The sequence below is a fragment of the Pseudomonas sp. NY15354 genome (assembly GCF_048068075.1).
Lineage (GTDB): Bacteria > Pseudomonadota > Gammaproteobacteria > Pseudomonadales > Pseudomonadaceae > Aquipseudomonas > Aquipseudomonas guariconensis_C.
The window spans coordinates 59,389-77,396 of record NZ_JBLUPV010000003.1 but is presented as its reverse complement, the minus strand read 5'-3'; the positions used below and the strand labels follow the sequence as shown (position 1 = coordinate 77,396).

Sequence of the window (18,008 nt, the reverse complement as noted above, 5' to 3'; positions counted from 1 at the left end):
AAACGTCTAATACTACAGGCTTTTTTTCGGCATTGCTGGAGGCTGTGCTACGTCAATTTCGCGCAGGCGAAGGTAGCGCTTGGTCATCCTGGCATCGGCGTGTCCGCCGAGCTTTTGGGCGTCGTTACCCTGCTTATCGGTGTCAGTCAGCGACTTGGCTCGCAGGTCATGAATGGTGGCGCCGGAGACATTGGCTTGTTCGCAAGCTTTCTTGAACGCCTGTTTCACGGTTTCGTAGGAGACAGGCTTCCCGCCACCGCGGGTGCAGAAAAGCGTCAGGCCGCGAACCTTCCTGGGCAGCGCCTTCGCCCTGGCAATCAACGCCTCCAGGTCCGGTGTCATTCCTACAATGAGCTTCGCTCCGGTCTTCTGCTGGTCGAAGGCGATACCCTTGTCGCTGATATCCGCCAGCTTGATGGCCAGCACGTCGCCGATCCGCTGACCGGTGAGATAGCACATCTCTAGGATGGAGCGGATGTAGGGCGATGCAGCGCCGCAAATGGCCGAGAACTCTTCATCGGTGATGTACCGATCCCGCTTCTTCTCGGCGTGTCGCTTGATGCCGGTGCATGGGTTCGAGTCGACGATCTGCTGCTCCAGGGCGTAGGCGAACACCATGCGCAGGAAGGAGATAACCCGGTTTGCCATGTTCGGCGTATCCGACATGTGTAGCTTGAGTGCAGCAACATGCCTCGGTAGCACCTGGCGCGGCTCGAACTCTGCCAAGTTCTTCTTGAGCCGCTCCGCCGCCGCCTCATATTGCTTGATGGTGTTTTCAGCCAGTCGGCCCCGCATCGAGTCGAGGGCGTCATCGATCAACTTGGGCATGCCGCCCTGGCCCTTCCCGCCCATGAGTTTTGCATAGGCCAGAAGGGCGCCTTGATAGTCGCTATCCAGACGCTCCCACTTTCCCTTCCTGACCAGGTAGTACGCTCCGTGCTTCATGTACATGCACGGCGGTAGATGCCTGTCCTTCTTTCGCGGCCTCATCGGTCGTCCCTTCTGTCAAAACCGGAGTTCCGGCCCTTTCTTCTCGGCCATGCCGCCTAAACGGGCGAGCACGACCTGTCTCAACACCTTCGGCTTGCCGTCGGCGCCAATCACGAATCCAAATTTCTCATCCCGCAGCCAGCGGACCTGGTCCTTCGGGCGGAGGTAGCCAGTCATGTCGGCTACCTCATCCGGTGTCATGAACATGGTTTCTTCTCCACGCCGCCGGTGGCGGCAGGTTGGTGGTCAGGCCAGATCAGCCAGGGCGAACACGATCCCGCGGCAGTAGGGCGCTTCGTCCTCTACGACTTCGAAGGTCGCGTGCGGAATGTCGGTCTTGTAGGTCCAGGAGTAGCCATCCTCCTTGCACCACAGGGCTTCGATAGGCATGGCATTTGCCTTGCGCTGGTAATACTTCATGGCCCCATCGCTGTCGCGATCGTCGAGGCAATCTGGGTCGGGAAGCGGGCCGTCCTGGTCGACGTAGGCATAGCCCCCGTCGTAGCAGCCGATCTCCTCACGGCGGGCGCCGTAGAATTCCATCAGGTCGTCGCTGGCGCCGCAGAGGATCACCAAGCCGGAGCTCTGCGCGGCGACGATCAGTGCACCAGGGATGCGGACGGGATACTCAAGGCCGTTCAGTTGGGCGGCCAGCTCTTCTTTCGTCATGGCAATAGCTCTCCATGCCCGCGCATGTCGGCGGGCTTGAGTAGTTGTGGGAGGGGTTAGGCTGAAGCTGGGCGCTTCATGAAGGTGATCCAGTGCGTTTTTTCGCGCTTGCCGGACTTGTGGCCAAACAGGGGTTTCTCATCGGTCAGGGCCAGCAGCTCGCTGACCAGCACCTGGGTTTCGTTCCACTTGAAGATCAGGATTCCTTCGGGTTCCAGCACGCGGAAACACTCAGCAAAGCCTTGTCGGATGTCCTCTCGCCAGTCGCTGGTGAGCACTCCGTACTTGGCGCGCATCCAGCTATCTACGCCGGCGCGGGTGAGGTGGGGTGGATCGAACACTACCAGGCGGAAGGTTGAGGCCTCGAAGGGCAGGCTACGGAAGTCCATCAGCACGTCGGGCTCAACCTTCAACACCCTGCCATCGCAGAGCAGGTGTTCCTCGTCGCGGATGTCACCGAACAGTGCCCGCTGGTCCTGTTTGTCGAACCACATCATGCGGCTGGCGCTGCAAGGGTCGAGCACTTTTGCGGCGGCGGTCACGGCATCAGCTCCTTCGGCACCTGGACGGTATCGCCAAGCTTGGCGGCGACGATGGCACGACATGCGGCGACAAGGTAGTCAGGCCCGATTGCCGAAAATGGCTCGCCTGAGGCTACGATCACCTCTGCACGAATCAGCCCATCCGAAAAGCTGAAGGTTGGGTGATGCTTGTCGATCAGCGGCCCGGCCAGCGCCCAGTCCTCGTGCGGGTTGTACAGTCGCTCCCACTTGAGCGCTTCACCGTGCTGAATCCGAAAAACGCGCCACGGGTTTCCGTAATGCGGGCCAACCAGGTAGGGATCCAGTTCTTCGGCAACGGCTACCGCCCAGGCCAACTGCCAGCCCTGCAGGTCTGCCGTCTTCACTTCGATCAGGTCGGTCATTGCGCCACCTGCTTTGCCTTGGCCGCTTTGGTGCGCTCGATGTTGCAGAACTTGCTCTTGCGCTGGATATCCTTGAAGTTGCGGCAACCGGACATGAATAGGGTGGAGGTCAGGTCCTTACGACTCCGACCAACTTCCATCACCCCTTTCACACCATGGCGGCAGAGCACGTATGCACTCTTGTAATCGCCACTGCGCAGCATCGTTGTGTAGAACGCCAGGCGCATTGCCAGGCGCCAACTGTCGCTGTCGTCGGACGGGCGCATGCGACGGGTGTAAAGCTGACCTTTGCGATACTTGCTCACAGCTGATACCTCTCATCAATCCAGCGCCCAGGCGCCATAGCGGGTGTAGGTTCGGGTTGTGTTTCGTGCGGGGAGAGCTGGCGCTGGTTGCCGGCCTGCAGCTGGCTGTCGGGGATGCAGCTGATGCCGACCCCATTGAGCAGGTAGCAGGTGACGCCGCGCTGGCTGTCGTGCTGCACGTCGATGACGTTCTCGGTTGCGCTGGCGCCGGTGGCAAGCAGCAGGAGGCAGAGGGCGAGGCGGGTCATGGCTGCACCGCCGGGCTGTCCTTGTCAAGCTGGCAGCCGTTGTTGCAGCCCCCGCATGCCCCGCATTGATCCTTGCGGCGTGCCCACTGCACATGCGGGCCGTCTTCTGTGTCGAAGATGCCCATCAGGAACCACTCCGGTCCAGGCGACTGAGGATCCCAGCCGTTGCAGTGGGCTTCGCCGTCCCAGTAGGGGTGGCGAAGCAGGTCACCATCCATGTCGCTCGTCTTCAGCTCAAGGCCCTGCTCGGCTGCCCAGGCTTTGAATGGGCCGGGGTCTTCAGTTCCGCCAAAATCCGGGATGCCTGGATGGCGCCACCAGCCTTCCTTGTCGCGTTTGACCTCTACAGGGCCAAACGGCTTCGTCTTGTGCGCGGAGCAAAGGGTCACGTAGTGCACGTCGCTGTACTCGCCGCCACCGCAGCTGTACTCGATTCGGCACCCGCACTGCGCTGGCTTGCCATTGACGAAGGAGATCTTTTCTTCGGGCACGATGATTCCTTGGCCGCCATATCGCGGCAGTGAATAGAGGGGAGAGGGGTTAGAAATCGAGAGAGTATTCAGCCTGGTAGGCTTCTTGCGGGGTCTGTCCACGCGCCCAGTTGTATTCCTTCCACAGCTCTGGCATGCCGGGCGTGTGACCGTGCTTTGCGGCCAATGCCACCAGCTCGGCCCACCACTGTTCCCAGCTCATGGCTGGCGTTCCAGGGCGGCGCGGCAATGCTCGTCGTATATCCGTTGCGCCTCGTCGTCACCTTTCAGGCAGCCGCACAGGTATGGGTTGGCGGTGTAGTCGATATGGCAAAGGCGATTCGGGTATGGGGCAGCAGGCTTTATTGGCTCTGCGCTGGCGGATAGAGCTGCGTCGATAAGCTCTCGCGTCTCGTCCAGGCCGGCGTACTCATCCCAGTATTCGCGCTGAAGTGTCTCCTTCAGCTTGTGCAGCAGCGCATCGCCCGCGGCCATCCGGGCGGCCATGGCCGCCACCTTGTTGGCGGATCGGTCGTATTCGCCCTTCGCCTCCCCAAGCTCTTCCTGGAGTTGCTTGACCTCTTCCTCAAGCTGGATGATCTGGTGTGCGCTGTACCGGCACATCTCCAGTTCGCTGGCTGCCGCTGGGTCTGCATTGAAGTGCTGGCGAAGCTCGTCCTCATTCCAATGGCTGCCGTAGTCGCCGGTATCGGCAATGGCGTGGCTGCCGATGAATTCGTCCAGGCCGGTCTCGGCATCCAGCTGGGCGATCATCTCGACTACCTCTGCGCGGCCTTGCGCCCTGGCAACCAGCAGCTCCTGCTTCAGTCGCTCAACCTCGCCGGTGTCGAACATTGGCCCGAATGGCGTGATGGTCTTGCCGCTAGTCGCCGCATCCCTATCTGCCTCTTCTTTGGTCCACCAGAAGGCAGTACCAACCATCCAGGCTATTGGCTCGGGGTGGGGCTGCGGGGCTGGCGCGAGCACCTTGATGTGCGTCCGGCCGCCAAAGTAGTGCCAGTCGATCTTCCAGCCGGTGACAGCGGAAAGGCTCTGGCAAATAGTTTCTGCCGCATGCTTTGGCACGTCGCCAACCAGGCAGGCGCTGACGCCATTCTTGAACACGTCATCTGCGCAGGGCGGCAGCTTGTCGCTGACCATCTCGGTGTTGCTGGATCGGTTTTCTGTGGGCATGGGTAACTCCGTGTCAGGCGGCCTTGTGGCTTTCGGGTGTCCAGTCGGCCCAGCCGATAACTGGCATTCTGGTCTTGGGGCTGAGGATCTTCTTTCCCTTCTCGTCGAGCAGGGCGGCCTTGCAGCGAATCTTCAGGTCGCGGCATGCGCCGGCCTTCTTAGCCAGTTCGATGAACTGCCTGGCGTGCTGCGGCGTGTCGAACAGGGCACTGAGCTGCTTCACCTTCACGCCGGCCATGATGGCGTCGGCGTTGCGCTGAACGGCCTCAACCCACTCTTCAAGCGTGATCTCCACTGGCGGAACCCCAGGCTTGCCGCTGGGCCTGGTGTTCTTGGTGCTTTTTCGGGCGTCGGCAAGCGCCTGAGCGGCGGTCATGCCAAAAACTGCGAACGTGCTCATGGCTCACTCCAGGCAGTCCAGGGCTTTCTGCAGCAACTGCTCTACTGAAAGCTCGTGATCATCGGGGTCAAGTGCGCTCCGTATCCAGCGGCAGGCGTCCTCGGCGTTGTCTCGCAGCTCATCGGCATCGCGTGATTCTTCGTCGAGCTGGTCTTCCAGGCGGCGGATTTCCTCACGCAGCTCTTCTGCAGCTGCGCTTGGGTCAAGGCCTTGCTCGGTGATACGTCGTGCGAGCTCCGCTGCTGCGCCCGGCTCGAGCGCGGCGTAGTGCAGAAGCTCATCTTCTTTCAGGGCATTCACAGGGATGCTCACGGCAATCTCCATTGCAGGCGCCGCCCTCGCCGGGGAGGCGTTATCGTTGAATAGGGGAAGGCGCTGGCGGGCAGCGCGGGTCAGGCGGAGTAGAGGCGCTCGAAGTCATTGGCCGGCAGCTTGGGACGAGCCCGGAACTCCTTGAGTGCGGCCTTGTAGGTTGCCTTTGCTTCCTTCATGGTCGGGGCCCACTCGCCGGCAACCTCAAGTTCTTGGTAGGGCGACCAGCTGTCGAAGCTGTAACGGCGTCGATGCTGCTGGTAGGCGCTTCCTCGGGGGTAGCGGACCATTCGATATTCCCGATTCCGCCACTCGCCGCGCATTTGGTACTGCGGCATGTTGATGCCGAGGAAGTGAGCGAAGCCGTCGTAACACTCGCACTCGTCAAGGTAGGCATCAAACTTGGTGTACTTCCGAGGCGGGGGAGCCGGTGGCAGCTTTTCCCGCGCAAACTGCTTCCCTTCTGGCGTTGCCCGGTACACGACATCGCCAGGCTCACAGAAGGCCGGTGCCTTGCCGCGCGTCATCAGGCCGGCCTCGACCAGCACATCGAGGTTGTTGGCGTCGTCATAGCCGGGGCTGGTCAGGAAGTGGTTTCGGCTGCTGAGTCGGCATTCTGGATGCAGGCCCAGCGTATGCCAGAGCAGCTCAAGCTGCTTCTCGGTCGCTTCGATCATGGCTTTCTCCATGCATACGCCGCCCTCCGTGGCTGGGCGGCATGGCCAGTGGGTATCAGGCTGCTGCAGTGCGCTTGAGCTGATCGACCAGCTGCGTCGGCAGGTTCTTGATGGTCAGGCTGGCGCTGTCCTGGTCGAACTCGACGCGCTTGCCGAGCAGGTGGGCTTCGAAGCTGATCGACATTCCCTCGGCCCGGCCGGTGTATCGGCGGTACTGATTGAGGGTTCGCTTGTCAGCGGCGAAGCTCTCGGAGATCCCGTAGTCGCCTGCCTGGATGAACTCAGCGAACGTCTTTGGCTGATCGTGGTCCAGCACCTCGGAAATCTCGTCCAGGCGGACCGGCTCGCCAAGCTTGTCTTGCGCCTGGGCATAGGCCACCAGGTGGTGGCTCTTCTCGCTGGCGGTGTCGTCGGGCAGGTCTTCGGCCTTCACGAAGTCGGCGAATGCCTTGAGCAGGGTGCGTGTTTCGCCCGGGCTGTCGATGCCCTCTTGGCAGCCGATGAAGTCGCGGAAGTAGTCCGAAGCCTTCCGCCCGTTCTTGCTCTTGATGAACGAAATGTACTGCCGAGACCCCGGGTTGTGCTTCCACTCGCTCAGGTTGATCCGGGCGGCGAAGTGCAGAGCGCTGGTATCGAGGTGACGCGATACCGAAACGGTGAGGTCATCGGCAACCGAGATCGTCTCGGCTTCGCGCAGGATGGCGATGGTCAGGAAGTCAGTCAGGCCCTGCTGATACAGCGCGAACAGGACGTGCCCGCCGACTGCCAGATTGGATTCCTCCATGAGGCGCGTCAGGTGCTCAACCGCTGTGCGGGTGAATTCGATGAACTGCATGTCGCCGCTGATCGTCTTGGCCAGCCAGCCGCTGAGAGGGTAGGCGCCGGACTCGCTGTGGAAGAATCCCCAGGCCTTGCCGGTCTTGGCGTTGTAGCCGTCGTTGACATCGTTCACCAGGTTCTCGATGGCGCCGCTCTCTGGCAGGCTGGCGCTGGCCATGTGCAGGGCTGCTGGGCTGCCGTCTGGCTTCTTGTCGATGAAGTGCATCACTGCGTGGCGAATGGGCATGGGTGTTCCTCCGTGGCCGGTGGGCGGCATGGTGGCAATGGGTCAGGTGTTGTGGGTCCGCCTGTCACGGCGGGATGTCACGCTATGCGAATCAGCTTTTCGAATTGCTTGTCCGTGAGGCGGTCGGCGCCGTGGATGAGGCGGGAAATAAGATCCTGCTCTTCCTCGATCCCGGCGCGAGCCATCGAGCGCTTAAGCGCGCTGTCCGTGTTGTGATACAGGTCCGTGACAATGCGGCGTGACAGCAATCGAGCTTCGCGCTCCTCTGCCGTCAGCTTGTCCCGCTCGCGCTGCTCTTTCTTGCGCTGGGCTGGCGTCTTCGCCATGGCCGATACCTCTCAAGCCGCTGGGCGGCAGATTGATGTGTTGCTGGCGCCGGCCGTGGCGGGCGCGTGCGGTGGTGCGGTTCATGCTGCTTTCTGCTGATTCCAGGCCCCGACAGCGGCAAAGATCTTTGCGGCCTCTGCTTCGTCGAGCGTTGTGTCCGTGGGTATGGCGATCCAGCCGGCCGCGACCAAGTGGTTAGGGTTGGCCGTGGCCCGCAGGTCGGTGTAGGTAGTCTCGATTACGTCGGTCAGGTGGTCGGCCCGGTAGTTGCCCTGTGGCGCGACCTCAATCGACTTGTGGTACCGCTCGCCGAGCTCTGTCCGGCACAGCACGCTCAAGTAGATGGTCCATCGGTGCGGGATGTCGCACACGGCATCAACCACCTGGCGAACGCAGATCTGCTTGAGGTTTTTCCAGTTGATCAACACCTGCTGTCCGCTGGGGTCAATGTTCACGACGGCCGCGTGGTTGGCCGAGACCAAAGCCCGGCAGGTCCGCTCTAGTCGGGAGCGCATGTTGTGTGGCTTGCGCTTGCTCATTGCCGGGTGCCTGTCTTGCTCGCCGCCCCGGCTTCCATTGCATCCACGAATCGCAGCGCGGCTCGATAGCTGAAGGCGAACCCCTGGACAGTGCCAGTGGCAATCTCCACCACATCCCAAGTGCCGCCTTTGCCGGAGGCTTGGTAGCGCGGCGTTCCCTGGGCTATTCGGGCGAAAGCTTCGTTGCGCGCTTCTTGGCTTCGTTCAAGCAAGGCAGCGAGCACCATCCGCTTGTCCTCGAAAGCTTTATGCACGGCTGTTTGCATGAGTTGGTCCTCAGTGGGTCAGGCGTGGAGCTCGAAGGCCTCGGCCTTGCGAACGATTCGAACTTGGGCGGTGCGGCGCTCAGGTGCGCGGCGGTCGCGGCGCATGGGGTCGCTGTCGTCGATCACCGCGTGCATGGTGATGAGGGCGGCCATGGCGATGCAGATCGGGCTGATGATCTGGCGGCGCATGGCTTCGGCCACTGCTGCGGCCCGGCGGGCAACGCCCAGCTTGAGCATGGCGTCGCCGATACGCTTCTCGACACCGCTTTCGCTGATGCCGAAGTGCCTGGCGATTTCCTTGGTGGTGAAGCCCTGGGCAACGTCCAGCAGGCACTGCAATTCGCGAGGCGCCAGGCCACGGCCGAGGTGGCCTATCCATGCGCCGATGGTGATCGTGTCCATGATGTGTTCTCGGGATGGGGCTGCATTGGTCGTGACGCTCGCTGCCGTGAACCTCCCGGACCAGGGGAGGGCGAGCGTCACGGCCGATGCAGCCTGGTGATGGGGAACCAGGTGAATCGGGCTGCTTGGTTGTGGTGGCAAATTGATGGTGCCCGGATGTTTAGCCACGCCGGGCCGTGGTAGCCTCTCAAGTCCCTACAACCATTGAGGCAATACTGATGTCGTCAGAACACGCTGAACCGAAATGCCCTGGCTGTCACACTTCGGGAATTGAACATATCCACTGCAAACCAAGTACCCTCGAGAGCAAGGGTGGTGATCCGTGGTTTGAAGTTGCATTCTGCGGAGTATGCGGCCACGTATACGGCGTATTTCCCAAGATTGTTAACTCGCCAACTCCGCCATCATTCAATTTCCCGAGGCCTTGATCTGGGTAGCCGCATGACGTTTTTGCGCCTCGGCTAACTTTCTCGCGTCAAGCTGATCGAGCATCGGCTCGATCAGCCAGAAAACTCCCTTCCAAAAAATCTTTCGCATCGGTTGCCCTCCGGTTGATTTCCCGTCTGGCCCTCGCTGGAAGGCCAGCCAGTGAAACCTGCCGCGACCCGCTACTGGCGTCAGTTGCGCGGCAATCTTCTGGTTGTTCTTCCAGCCGCGGCACTCGCCCGCTGGATAACTGCATTGGCGCTTTACGCTGCACGCCCGGGTCAGTTGCCAACCCTCTGGACTGTTGAGGCCAGTCCATCGCTGCCTTGCTTCTGGCCGGTGTTGATCCGGCGCTGAAGCAAAGTTACAACCAATGGTTGTGTTATGCAAGCATAAAAGTTGTAGGTTCGTGCATAGGTATGCAGGCGACAGGCCGGGGAAAGTTGTAGGTGTTTGATTGGGCAAAAAAAATCCCGCCAGAGAGGCGGGATGGAGGGGAGGGGTTTTTCAGTGCTTAGAATGGCTATCTTGCGTACATAGCCCACCAGAATACGTGGCCGATGATCTGGAGTTCCGAGTCGTGCATCTGCTCAAAGGTGTAATCCTCATCGGGATGATCATCTCGGTTGAAGCTTCTGAGTCGAATTCCGGTAGGAAGGCGGAAAAGCTGCTTCACCCGCAACTGGCCACCATGGTTAACCGCATACAGGTCGCCGTCGACAATGTCTGCGAGCCTGGTCTTTCCCAGATCAATCCCAACGGTCGCCCCATCACGCAGAACCGGGGTCATGCTGTTGCCACGGACTGTGACGCATTTGGCTTGGCCGGCCTGGACGTGATTCTCGCGAAGCTTCCTTTTCGGAAACCTCAGGGTGTCAGCGTCGTCTTCCTGGATGACAAATCTGCCTGACCCGGCCGCGAGCTCAACCTCTCTAAGAAAGGAGATCTCCACCTCATCATCATCAAGAGGGGTGGTTTCATCCCACGGCTCAATTTCGCCTAGACCATGAACAGCCGATCCTTCCGAGCCGCCGTCCTCAGCCTGGAGCAGAAATCCGACAGTCGTTCCGAGAATGCTCGCAATGCTAGCGAGCTTGGAGTTTCTCGGTGTCGATTTTCCAGATTCCCACTTCTGGACTGCCTGGGCGCTTAGACCTAGGCGCCTGCCGAGCTCGGATTGGCTCAGGCCTGCCTCTTCGCGTTTCTGCGCTATGCGCTCACCAATATTTTCCATGTGTCAATCATACAAACAATGGTTGTAGGTGTAATTGCGAATATTGGTTGTAGCTAGGCGCGTGCATGGGGTAACCTTTGGTTGTAGCTGTAACTTTGAGGTTGGTATGAATCAGACTGCAATCCAGAAGGCTGCATCTGCAGCCGGCGGCCAGTCAGCGCTTGCGCGGTCTCTCAAGGTTACGCCCCAGGCAGTGCAGAAAATGTGCGCTACCGGACGCGTGCCTGCCGAGCGGGTGCTGGATATCGAAAGGCTAACCGGGGTTCATCGGTCCGAACTGCGGCCCGACATTTATCCGGATAAGCCCGAGGCATCGAGTGGCTGTGATGTGAATTATGCGTGACCTGGCCTTGCGCCAGTAGTGAGACCGTCCTGCTGTTCATCCGTCCAGTACCTGAATCGCAGGCATAAAAAAACCGGGTGGCAGCCCGGCTTCTTCAACAGCTTCAAAACGAGGTCGATTATGCACTCTGCAATGGATGCAAGCAACACCGCACCCTTGGCCGTTTCGCACCAGAAAGCCTACCACCAGTCCGCCGCACTCCATGCCGCGCGAATGATTCGCTTCCAGTACGCAGCCACCTCGAAAGCCGCGCTCCGGCGCGAGTGCGTCGAGCACCTGCGGGCATCGCTGTGCGGAGGTGGGGCATGAGCATCGTCACCCCCATCCAATCGAAAAGCGGATTCACCCGAATGGACAACGACCTGTACGAGGCCCTGATAGGGGCTGAGCTGTCAGGCCGCGAGCTTCGTGTCGCCCTGGCAATCCATCGCCAAACCGCTGGTTACAACCTTGAGAGCGCCTGCATTGCGGCGTCGTACATCGCTGAGATGTCCGGCATTCGCCGCGAAGACGTGTCCCGTGCGATCTGCGAGCTGATCCGCCAGGGTGTGATTTACCGGGACGGCGGTAGCCGTAGCCCAATCGGTTTTGCCCCGATCGGCGAGTGGAAGATCGACAAGAAAAACACTCATCCGAACAAGCCAAAAGAAGTGCCACAGTGTGGCGTTTCCAACACGTCCAATGTGGCGTTTCTACCACACAATAAAGAAAGAAATACAAATACTACTCCTGACGGAGTAGTCGTCTACGCCGAGCGTCAACCAGCCCAAGCGAAACCGGCTCGGCAAAAGCCAGCGATGGAAGCCTGCCCGTACCAGGACATTGTCGACCTGTATCACAAGGCGCTGCCTGAGCTTCCAGCCGTGGCCATCCTGAACGACGGCCGCAAACGTGCCCTGCAGGCGCGTTGGCGTGAGAGCGAGGTCCACCGTGACCTGAGCTTCTGGGCTGACTACTTCTGCCAGGTCAAGGCCTCCCAGTTCCTGATGGGCCAGGTTCCTGGCCGCAACGGCTCCAAGCCTTTCCGCGCCACCTTCGACTGGCTGATCGCCCCGTCCAACTTCGTCAAGGTGGTGGAGGGCAATTACCATGCGTGAGCCCTACAACGCCGAAGCCGAGCACGGCCTGCTGGGTGCCATGCTCCAGCGCCCGGAGCTGATCGACACCCTGTCCGACGACCTGACGCCTGAGTCTTTCTACTTCGCCGAGAACGCCGAGGTGTTTCGCGGAATCATGGCGCTGCGCGCTGCTGGCAAGGCCGTTGACCTGCTGACTGTCGCGGATCACATCGGCATGCTCGACAACGGCGACAAGGCCTTGGGTCACTGCGCCTCCCTGGTCGCCAACACCCCCAGCGTGGCCAACGCAGGCACCTATGCGGGCATCGTTCGTGAGCGTGCCATTGAGCGCGCCCTGTACGACCTGAGCGACAAGACCCTGGAAATCGTCCAGAGCGGCGGGAACATCCAGGACAAGATCGCAGCGGTACAGGCCGCCGCCATGGCCATCGATTCGGGCTGCGATGGCGAGGAGGTCGTGAAGGCTGCTGACTTGATGGCTGATCAGGTGGAAGTTTGGCAGGAGCGGCACGATCGCCATTGCCGCGGCGAGACCTTGATCGGCCTGTCCACGGGGCTGGATGACCTGGATGCGAAGTTGGGCGGCCTGCAGCCGGAGCAGTTGATCATCGTTGCCGGCCGCCCTGCCATGGGCAAAACCACTCTGGCCATGGGGTTTGCCCTCGATGCCGCAGTGCGCCAGAAGAAGTCGGCCTTGGTGGTCAGCCTGGAGATGAGCAAAAGCCAGCTGATCGACCGCGCTGTGGCTTCGGAAGGGCGTGTCCCGCTCAACCTGATCAAGAACGGCTCCGCCTGCCAGTCCCATGCGAACGAGCTGGGGATTGGTGCGCGTAAGGTGCAACAGGCGAATCTGTTCATCGCTGACCGCGCGGGCGGAACTGTGGGGCGCATCCGATCCCTGGCACGCCGCCACAAGCTGCGCTACGGCTTGGACTTGCTGGTGATCGATTACCTGCAGCTGATGGACGGTGAAGGCGGCAACCGCACCGAGGAAGTCAGTAGCATCAGCCGCGGTTGCAAGCTACTCGCCCGCGAGCTGGGCATTCCTGTTGTGCTGCTCAGCCAGCTGTCCCGCGAGTGCGAAAAACGCCCGAACAAGCGACCGGTGCCTTCCGACCTGCGCGAATCGGGGGCAATCGAGCAGGACGCCGACGTGATCCTGTTCGTGTACCGCGACGAGGTCTACCACGAGAACAGCGAGTACAAGGGCGTGGCCGAGATCATCATCGGCAAGGGCCGCGACATCGAGACCGGCACCGTCCGCGCAGCCTTCCTGGGCCAGTACAACCGCTTCGAGAACCTGTCCCCCAGCTGGCAGCCGCCTGTGAAGGCGCAGCCGGCCAGCGACCGCCCGCTGTCGGACCGCTATCGCCGCAAGGAGGTCGCTGTATGAGCACGCTGCTCACCCCGAATCCCGCCGAGTACCGCTACGCGCTCTACTGCCGCAGCGACCAGCTCGACATTTCCTATGGCGCCCGGCAGCCCGTGGCGCTGTACCGCGAAGAGGCGTTGGCCCAGGCGCACGGCGCCCGGATGTGGCCCGGCGCCTTCACCGTCATCGATCTGCAAGGAGGCGATCCATGCGCCAATCCAAACTGACCAAGGCCGCCCGTGGCCGTGACTGCCAGGTACGTATCCCAGGCGTGTGCAACGGCAACCCCGAAACCACCGTCCTGGTCCACTACCGCATGGCCGGGACCTGCGGCGTGGGCATCAAGCCGCACGACATGCAGGGCGCCTGGGCCTGCAGCGCCTGCCACGACGCGTGCGACGGTCGCAGCGGCATCATTGATCGCGACACCGCCCGGCAGTACCACGCCGAGGGCGTGATGCGCACCCAGGCCATCCTGATCGGCGAGGGGGTATTGGTCGCATGAGTGCCCCAGCCTTTCGACCGTTCAAGGCCAAGGCCGCCCGCGCCAAGCCCGTCGACCGCGAGGGTCAGGAGCAAGCAGCCCTGATGCAGGAGCTGCAGCTGCGCTACCCGGAGGCCTACGCGCTGATCTATCACGTCCCGAACGGCGGGCACCGGGTCAAGGCAGTGGCCGCAAAGTTGAAGGGGCAGGGCGTCAAGGCCGGCGTGCCTGACTTGGTTCTGCCGATGGCGCGCGGCGGTTGGTTCGGCCTGTACATCGAGTTCAAGGCCCAGCCCCCGTTCGACGCACCGGTCTCGCCAAGCCAGGATGCCTACTTGCAGGCCCTGCACCGCCAGGGCTACCTGGCCATTGTGTGCCGGGGCAGCATTGACGCGGTGGAGGCCATCCGCGCCTACCTGCTGCAGCCAGCCACGGTGGCCGCATGAGCGCGACCCGGGAAGTGAAGTTCAGCGAGGCCGAGGTCCGCCGGCAGGCTGCCGACAAGTCGGTACGCGACTTGCGCGACCCGCGTCACCCCGGCCTGTACCTGCGCTTCTGGAGCACTCGCGACCGTGGCACCTGGCACCTGGTGCGCGGCAAGCGCTGGGTGCCGATCGCCCGCTGGCCCGACCTAAGCGCGTCGGCGGTGATCGCCGAGTTGCCCGCGCTGCGGCAACGCCTGCTGCGTGACCCCGGCACGGCGCCTGTGGTTTCGGGCATGGCTACCGTGGGCCAGATGCTCGACTGGTACGTCGACCGGATGGGGCGTGATCGATCGCTGTCTGCAAAGCGCAAGGCTGCCGCTCGCTCCGCCATCGTGCAGCACCTGCGCCCATGTCTGGGTGATCTGCCAGTCAAGTACGTCACCGCCGAGCTGATCGACAAGCACCTGATCTGGCCGGCCCAGGCGAAGATATCGCTGTCCTACCTGCGGCAGATGTTCGGCATGCTGCTGACTGCCTTCCGCCAAGCCCTGAAGCTGGAAATGGTCGACAGCAATCCTCTGGCCGGAGTGCGCTTCAGTGACTTCACCAAGGCACGAATCGCCCCCAAGGCTGCCCGGTTACGTGGTGTCCACCTGCCTGATCTGATGCAGCAGCTGACCGTGGCCTTCGACTCCACCCCAAATGACGCCCTGCTGGCCCTGATGATGCTGGCTCACGGTACCCGAATCGGTGAGACCCGCATGGCCCGCTGGAGTGACATCACCCTGGCCGCTGCCGAATGGTTCATTCCAGCCGCCCACACAAAGACCCGCACCGAGCACCGCCTGCCACTGACCGCTCAGCTCAAGGCGCTGCTGACTCGGTACCGGGCGATTCAGCAGGCGCAAGGGTACGAGGGCGTTTACCTGTTCCCGAACCGCCGTGGTCACTGCCTGAGCGAGGCCCAGGCCAGTCAGGTGTTCACGCGCCTGGGGCAGGGCGAGTGGACCAGCCACGACCTGCGCAAGGTCTCCCGCACCACCTGGACCGATCTCGGGATCGACGGCCACATCGGCGAGATGCTGCTGAACCACACGCTGGGCAAGATCGCCAGCACCTACATCCACACGCAGGCCATGGAGCAGCGCAAGTTGGCGCTGGAGAAGTGGCATGCGTGGCTTGATCGGATCGGTTTCGCAGCCATCCACGGCCTTAAAGAGGCCTTATTTGAAATCCCGCAGAAATCGCCACAAGCCACTGGCGGCGAGGCCTCGGGCGACCTTAACGAATTAGTAATAGGCGAGGATTCGAAATGAAGAACAGCGACAAGATGCGCGTCCAGTTCGAGGCGGCATATGAGGCCAGGAGCTTTGAGCGGAACGGCCGTTTTGACAGGGCGGTGCTCACCCGTGGCGGTGACGACGAGTACGTGATCCCGCAAGTTCAGTCCGCCTGGTGGGGCTGGCAGACCTCTCTCGAAACACTCCGGGTCACCAACCCGTTCCCCGTCCAGATGGGTGATCCGGATGGGGATTGGGCGCGAGAGGTGGCCGAAAAGTCGCTGCGGGACCAAGGCTTGAGGGTGATCGGTTGATGAAGAAGCACGGCCCAGCCTTCAAGAAGGCCGTGATCGAGTTGGACGAGTGCCCTTTGTGCCGCGGGAGAGCGGTCACTCAGGGCCTGTTTCACGAACTGCCGTGCGACCACTGCAACGCCTCGGGCTGGGTAGTGGCTGCAACTGGCGAGGCCCTGGCTCTGGATGAACTGGTGACCCAGCTCAGCATGAGGCTGCAGGCCGCGACACGGCAGATCGAGCAGTTAAAAAGACCTCGGGCCGGCGGGCCAGAGGCTGGATATCAGGACGGCAACCGGCTCGGCGCCGGCGGCACCAACTACACCGGGGATTGAGGGGAAGGACATGGTTTACAGCAGCGTATCGGGTGCAGTAGTTGCCGCTCTAGCGGCGGGCGAGAAGGGATCGGCGAAGGCCCAGGCCTGGCAGAAGCTGTACAAATCGGCTGAAGAGGAGGGTGGGTGTCTGGCCTCGCTGGGTGGTGGGTCGGACGGCATTGATCGAACCCAGGTAGATTACTGGCTGTCGGCGCGCCTGCATCACATGCTCAAGGGGCGGCACTGGGATGCCTTGGTCGCCAAGTACAGCACCAACAAGGCCAAGAAGGTGCAGGCCATCACACTGGTGCGGCCGTTGATCGCGAGCCCTGCGCCGGCGCTGTTCATCTACAAGGCGGTTACCGCCTGGGCCATTCCGAAGCTGAAGGGCGCTCGTCGCAAGGCGCCGCGATCTGTTTCGGTCGATATCCCGCTGGATGCGTCGTCGTGGCGCCGAGAAGCCACCGTGAATGCTGCTGTCGCCGCAGGGCAGGCCGCGAAGAAGCGCATCGAGGCGCTTGAGGAGGGCGTGATCATCCTGCCCGACAGCTTCTACGACATGAACACCTGGGACAACGATGCTACGCCGGAGTCAACTCGGCGCCGTTGGAGGCTGGAGATCAACGAGAAGTTGGACGGTATGATCGACGACGCACTGGCAGAGGTTCGGGTGATTTTGGAGGCAGAAGGGTTGCTGATGAAAGAGGCCGCATGATTGCCTGTTGACATCAGTGAGCGACTGAGCGAAATTAATCCCATCCTGTCATTTCTGCGCGTGTTGAGGAGTGACCATCGAAAGCCCGGCCATCGTGTCGGGCTTCGTCGTTTCTGGGCCCTGAGAGCCCCGCCTTTTTATGACCGGTGGCTTAAGGTACTCTGTGCTAGCAAATTGACATGGCGCGGAGGGACAAGAATGCGCAGAAACGAAAAATGGGCACGGCAGATTATCGAAACAATCATCGCCAAAGATGAATTTGGTGTTGGGCTCTACAGGTCCGACATCCGTAGCCAATTTTCCAGCTATGTGAGCCGGAGTGGACAGAGTATCCATGGTCCAGTTGAAAATGTGGTCGACTACCATATTCACCTCCTTGCAACTGCTGGATACGTCAAAGTTTCTCCTTCCTCAGAAAATAGAAAGTACGACAAAGTTGAAATGACTTGGTCTGGGCATACATACGCGGCCCAATGATTGCGACCTCCGACTGAGAACAGCCCCGCCTCTTGCGCGGGGCTGTTCGTTTCTGAGCCCCCGGCAAATTCTGGGGCTTCACTTTTGCGCTCCCTACGATGGGAGGAACCGAGATGCCGAACATGCCCGAGAAGGATCCTGGCCTGTGGGCCGCTGTGCTCGCCTGGGTGCTGGCTCACCAGCCTCAGCTGTATGCCGCTGGCCTGTCGGTCGCGATCGCTGCTCTTCGGGTGGTGTATGGCGGTGGAACCAGGCGGCAGATGATGTTGGAGGGCGCGCTCTGCGGCCTCATCACCCTGGCCTTGGTCCCGCTGCTCGAATGGATGGGCCTGCCGCAGGGCATGGCCACCTTCGCGGGCGGTGCTGTCGGGTTCATGGGAGTAGAAAAGCTGCGTGGCTACTCCGACCTGTTCTTGTCTCGTAAAGCGCAGGGGTGACTCATGCCTCTGCCCGGATCAGCAAAGAAGCCAAGTCCATACGGTTACCGCTGGCAGCAGGCTCGTGAAGGATGGCTGCGCAAGAACCCGCTCTGTGTTCGCTGCCTCCAGTCAGGCCTGAGCAAGCCCGCCACTGTCGTCGATCACATTCAGCCGCACCGCGGCGACATGACTCTGTTCTGGGCTCGGACCAACTGGCAGTCGCTGTGCACCAACTGCCACAACTCCTACAAGCAGCGCCTGGAGAAGTCAGGGCGCGAGGCTGGCTGCGACGTGAGCGGCCGGCCGCTGGACCCCCGGCACCACTGGAATCGACGCTCCTGAAAGCCTCAGGGC

33 protein-coding genes are annotated in these 18,008 nt (G+C 61.5%); 13 read left to right on the top strand and 20 right to left on the bottom strand.

Annotated features, from left to right (window positions below; all coding sequences use genetic code 11):
• Positions 1–12 precede the first annotated feature (12 nt).
• From ACNFCH_RS04085 to ACNFCH_RS03990, 20 genes are all read right to left on the bottom strand, one after another.
• Positions 13–990, bottom strand: coding sequence for a tyrosine-type recombinase/integrase (locus ACNFCH_RS04085; RefSeq protein WP_416742315.1), 978 nt, complete (start codon positions 988–990; stop codon positions 13–15).
• A gap of 15 nt (positions 991–1,005) precedes the next feature.
• Positions 1,006–1,197 carry a DUF4224 domain-containing protein gene (locus ACNFCH_RS04080; protein WP_323115328.1) on the bottom strand — a complete coding sequence of 64 codons (192 nt, stop codon included), beginning with the start codon at positions 1,195–1,197 and terminating at the stop codon, positions 1,006–1,008.
• A 39-nt stretch (positions 1,198–1,236) separates the two neighbouring features.
• Positions 1,237–1,659, bottom strand: coding sequence for a hypothetical protein (locus ACNFCH_RS04075; RefSeq protein WP_416742314.1), 423 nt, complete (start codon positions 1,657–1,659; stop codon positions 1,237–1,239).
• A gap of 56 nt (positions 1,660–1,715) precedes the next feature.
• The gene (locus tag ACNFCH_RS04070) at positions 1,716–2,201 is read right to left on the bottom strand and encodes a class I SAM-dependent methyltransferase (RefSeq protein WP_416742313.1); all 486 of its coding nucleotides are present in this window, start codon (positions 2,199–2,201) and stop codon (positions 1,716–1,718) included.
• Complete coding sequence (locus ACNFCH_RS04065; protein ID WP_416742312.1) at positions 2,198–2,584, bottom strand: phage protein NinX family protein; 387 nt, start codon at positions 2,582–2,584, stop codon at positions 2,198–2,200. The genes ACNFCH_RS04070 and ACNFCH_RS04065 overlap by 4 nt, the downstream gene beginning before the upstream one ends.
• A complete protein-coding gene (locus ACNFCH_RS04060) occupies positions 2,581–2,889 on the bottom strand; it encodes a hypothetical protein (RefSeq protein WP_416742311.1) in 309 nt (102 codons plus the stop codon). Before ACNFCH_RS04060 ends, ACNFCH_RS04065 begins: the two co-directional genes overlap by 4 nt.
• Positions 2,886–3,137, bottom strand: a complete 252-nt coding sequence (locus ACNFCH_RS04055; protein ID WP_250033714.1) for a hypothetical protein — start codon at positions 3,135–3,137, stop codon at positions 2,886–2,888. Before ACNFCH_RS04055 ends, ACNFCH_RS04060 begins: the two co-directional genes overlap by 4 nt.
• On the bottom strand, positions 3,134–3,628 hold the full coding sequence (locus ACNFCH_RS04050; protein ID WP_416742310.1) for a hypothetical protein: 495 nt from the start codon (positions 3,626–3,628) through the stop codon (positions 3,134–3,136). The genes ACNFCH_RS04055 and ACNFCH_RS04050 overlap by 4 nt, the downstream gene beginning before the upstream one ends.
• Positions 3,629–3,677: 49 nt before the next feature.
• On the bottom strand, positions 3,678–3,830 hold the full coding sequence (locus ACNFCH_RS04045) for a hypothetical protein (protein ID WP_169775113.1): 153 nt from the start codon (positions 3,828–3,830) through the stop codon (positions 3,678–3,680).
• A complete protein-coding gene (locus ACNFCH_RS04040) occupies positions 3,827–4,801 on the bottom strand; it encodes a hypothetical protein (RefSeq protein WP_416742309.1) in 975 nt (324 codons plus the stop codon). The genes ACNFCH_RS04045 and ACNFCH_RS04040 overlap by 4 nt, the downstream gene beginning before the upstream one ends.
• Before the next feature lie 13 nt (positions 4,802–4,814).
• Positions 4,815–5,201 (bottom strand): hypothetical protein, encoded by a 387-nt coding sequence (locus ACNFCH_RS04035; RefSeq protein WP_416742308.1) that lies wholly within the window; start codon positions 5,199–5,201, stop codon positions 4,815–4,817.
• Positions 5,202–5,204: 3 nt separating this feature from the next.
• A complete protein-coding gene (locus tag ACNFCH_RS04030; RefSeq protein WP_416742307.1) occupies positions 5,205–5,513 on the bottom strand; it encodes a hypothetical protein in 309 nt (102 codons plus the stop codon).
• Positions 5,514–5,593: 80 nt separating this feature from the next.
• Entirely contained in the window at positions 5,594–6,190 is a 597-nt protein-coding gene (locus ACNFCH_RS04025) for a hypothetical protein (RefSeq protein WP_416742306.1), read from the bottom strand.
• A 55-nt stretch (positions 6,191–6,245) separates the two neighbouring features.
• The gene (yejK, locus tag ACNFCH_RS04020; RefSeq protein WP_416742305.1) at positions 6,246–7,256 is read right to left on the bottom strand and encodes a nucleoid-associated protein YejK; all 1,011 of its coding nucleotides are present in this window, start codon (positions 7,254–7,256) and stop codon (positions 6,246–6,248) included.
• Positions 7,257–7,333: 77 nt separating this feature from the next.
• The gene (locus ACNFCH_RS04015) at positions 7,334–7,582 is read right to left on the bottom strand and encodes a hypothetical protein (protein WP_416742304.1); all 249 of its coding nucleotides are present in this window, start codon (positions 7,580–7,582) and stop codon (positions 7,334–7,336) included.
• An 81-nt stretch (positions 7,583–7,663) separates the two neighbouring features.
• On the bottom strand, positions 7,664–8,122 hold the full coding sequence (locus tag ACNFCH_RS04010) for a hypothetical protein (protein WP_016712891.1): 459 nt from the start codon (positions 8,120–8,122) through the stop codon (positions 7,664–7,666).
• Positions 8,119–8,388 (bottom strand): hypothetical protein, encoded by a 270-nt coding sequence (locus tag ACNFCH_RS04005; RefSeq protein WP_060515181.1) that lies wholly within the window; start codon positions 8,386–8,388, stop codon positions 8,119–8,121. Before ACNFCH_RS04005 ends, ACNFCH_RS04010 begins: the two co-directional genes overlap by 4 nt.
• Positions 8,389–8,406: 18 nt before the next feature.
• Entirely contained in the window at positions 8,407–8,790 is a 384-nt protein-coding gene (locus tag ACNFCH_RS04000) for a LuxR C-terminal-related transcriptional regulator (RefSeq protein ID WP_416742303.1), read from the bottom strand.
• Between the two features lie 408 nt (positions 8,791–9,198).
• Positions 9,199–9,327, bottom strand: a complete 129-nt coding sequence (locus tag ACNFCH_RS03995) for a hypothetical protein (protein ID WP_416742302.1) — start codon at positions 9,325–9,327, stop codon at positions 9,199–9,201.
• Between the two features lie 412 nt (positions 9,328–9,739).
• Complete coding sequence (locus ACNFCH_RS03990) at positions 9,740–10,450, bottom strand: XRE family transcriptional regulator (protein WP_416742301.1); 711 nt, start codon at positions 10,448–10,450, stop codon at positions 9,740–9,742.
• Positions 10,451–10,556: 106 nt separating this feature from the next.
• On the opposite strand from ACNFCH_RS03990, the gene ACNFCH_RS03985 reads away from it, so the two are divergent.
• The 13 genes from ACNFCH_RS03985 (at position 10,557) to ACNFCH_RS03925 (ending at position 17,996) form a co-directional block, all read left to right on the top strand.
• Positions 10,557–10,793 carry a transcriptional regulator gene (locus ACNFCH_RS03985; RefSeq protein ID WP_416742300.1) on the top strand — a complete coding sequence of 79 codons (237 nt, stop codon included), beginning with the start codon at positions 10,557–10,559 and terminating at the stop codon, positions 10,791–10,793.
• Positions 10,794–11,098: 305 nt separating this feature from the next.
• Positions 11,099–11,890, top strand: a complete 792-nt coding sequence (locus ACNFCH_RS03980; protein WP_416742299.1) for a replication protein — start codon at positions 11,099–11,101, stop codon at positions 11,888–11,890.
• Positions 11,883–13,265 carry a replicative DNA helicase gene (gene dnaB, locus ACNFCH_RS03975; protein ID WP_416742298.1) on the top strand — a complete coding sequence of 461 codons (1,383 nt, stop codon included), beginning with the start codon at positions 11,883–11,885 and terminating at the stop codon, positions 13,263–13,265. The genes ACNFCH_RS03980 and dnaB overlap by 8 nt, the downstream gene beginning before the upstream one ends.
• Positions 13,262–13,471, top strand: coding sequence for a hypothetical protein (locus tag ACNFCH_RS03970; RefSeq protein WP_182816100.1), 210 nt, complete (start codon positions 13,262–13,264; stop codon positions 13,469–13,471). Before dnaB ends, ACNFCH_RS03970 begins: the two co-directional genes overlap by 4 nt.
• Positions 13,453–13,749, top strand: coding sequence for a DUF1364 domain-containing protein (locus ACNFCH_RS03965; protein WP_416742297.1), 297 nt, complete (start codon positions 13,453–13,455; stop codon positions 13,747–13,749). Before ACNFCH_RS03970 ends, ACNFCH_RS03965 begins: the two co-directional genes overlap by 19 nt.
• Positions 13,746–14,174, top strand: coding sequence for a VRR-NUC domain-containing protein (locus ACNFCH_RS03960; protein ID WP_416742296.1), 429 nt, complete (start codon positions 13,746–13,748; stop codon positions 14,172–14,174). The genes ACNFCH_RS03965 and ACNFCH_RS03960 overlap by 4 nt, the downstream gene beginning before the upstream one ends.
• The gene (locus tag ACNFCH_RS03955) at positions 14,171–15,469 is read left to right on the top strand and encodes a tyrosine-type recombinase/integrase (protein ID WP_416742295.1); all 1,299 of its coding nucleotides are present in this window, start codon (positions 14,171–14,173) and stop codon (positions 15,467–15,469) included. Before ACNFCH_RS03960 ends, ACNFCH_RS03955 begins: the two co-directional genes overlap by 4 nt.
• The gene (locus ACNFCH_RS03950) at positions 15,466–15,747 is read left to right on the top strand and encodes a hypothetical protein (RefSeq protein WP_416742294.1); all 282 of its coding nucleotides are present in this window, start codon (positions 15,466–15,468) and stop codon (positions 15,745–15,747) included. The genes ACNFCH_RS03955 and ACNFCH_RS03950 overlap by 4 nt, the downstream gene beginning before the upstream one ends.
• Entirely contained in the window at positions 15,744–16,061 is a 318-nt protein-coding gene (locus ACNFCH_RS03945) for a hypothetical protein (RefSeq protein WP_416742293.1), read from the top strand. The genes ACNFCH_RS03950 and ACNFCH_RS03945 overlap by 4 nt, the downstream gene beginning before the upstream one ends.
• Before the next feature lie 10 nt (positions 16,062–16,071).
• Positions 16,072–16,758 (top strand): hypothetical protein, encoded by a 687-nt coding sequence (locus tag ACNFCH_RS03940; RefSeq protein ID WP_416742292.1) that lies wholly within the window; start codon positions 16,072–16,074, stop codon positions 16,756–16,758.
• A 198-nt stretch (positions 16,759–16,956) separates the two neighbouring features.
• Entirely contained in the window at positions 16,957–17,235 is a 279-nt protein-coding gene (locus ACNFCH_RS03935) for a hypothetical protein (protein ID WP_416742291.1), read from the top strand.
• Between the two features lie 113 nt (positions 17,236–17,348).
• The gene (locus tag ACNFCH_RS03930) at positions 17,349–17,672 is read left to right on the top strand and encodes a phage holin, lambda family (RefSeq protein ID WP_010954710.1); all 324 of its coding nucleotides are present in this window, start codon (positions 17,349–17,351) and stop codon (positions 17,670–17,672) included.
• A 3-nt stretch (positions 17,673–17,675) separates the two neighbouring features.
• A complete protein-coding gene (locus tag ACNFCH_RS03925) occupies positions 17,676–17,996 on the top strand; it encodes an HNH endonuclease (RefSeq protein ID WP_416742290.1) in 321 nt (106 codons plus the stop codon).
• Positions 17,997–18,008: the final 12 nt, after the last annotated feature.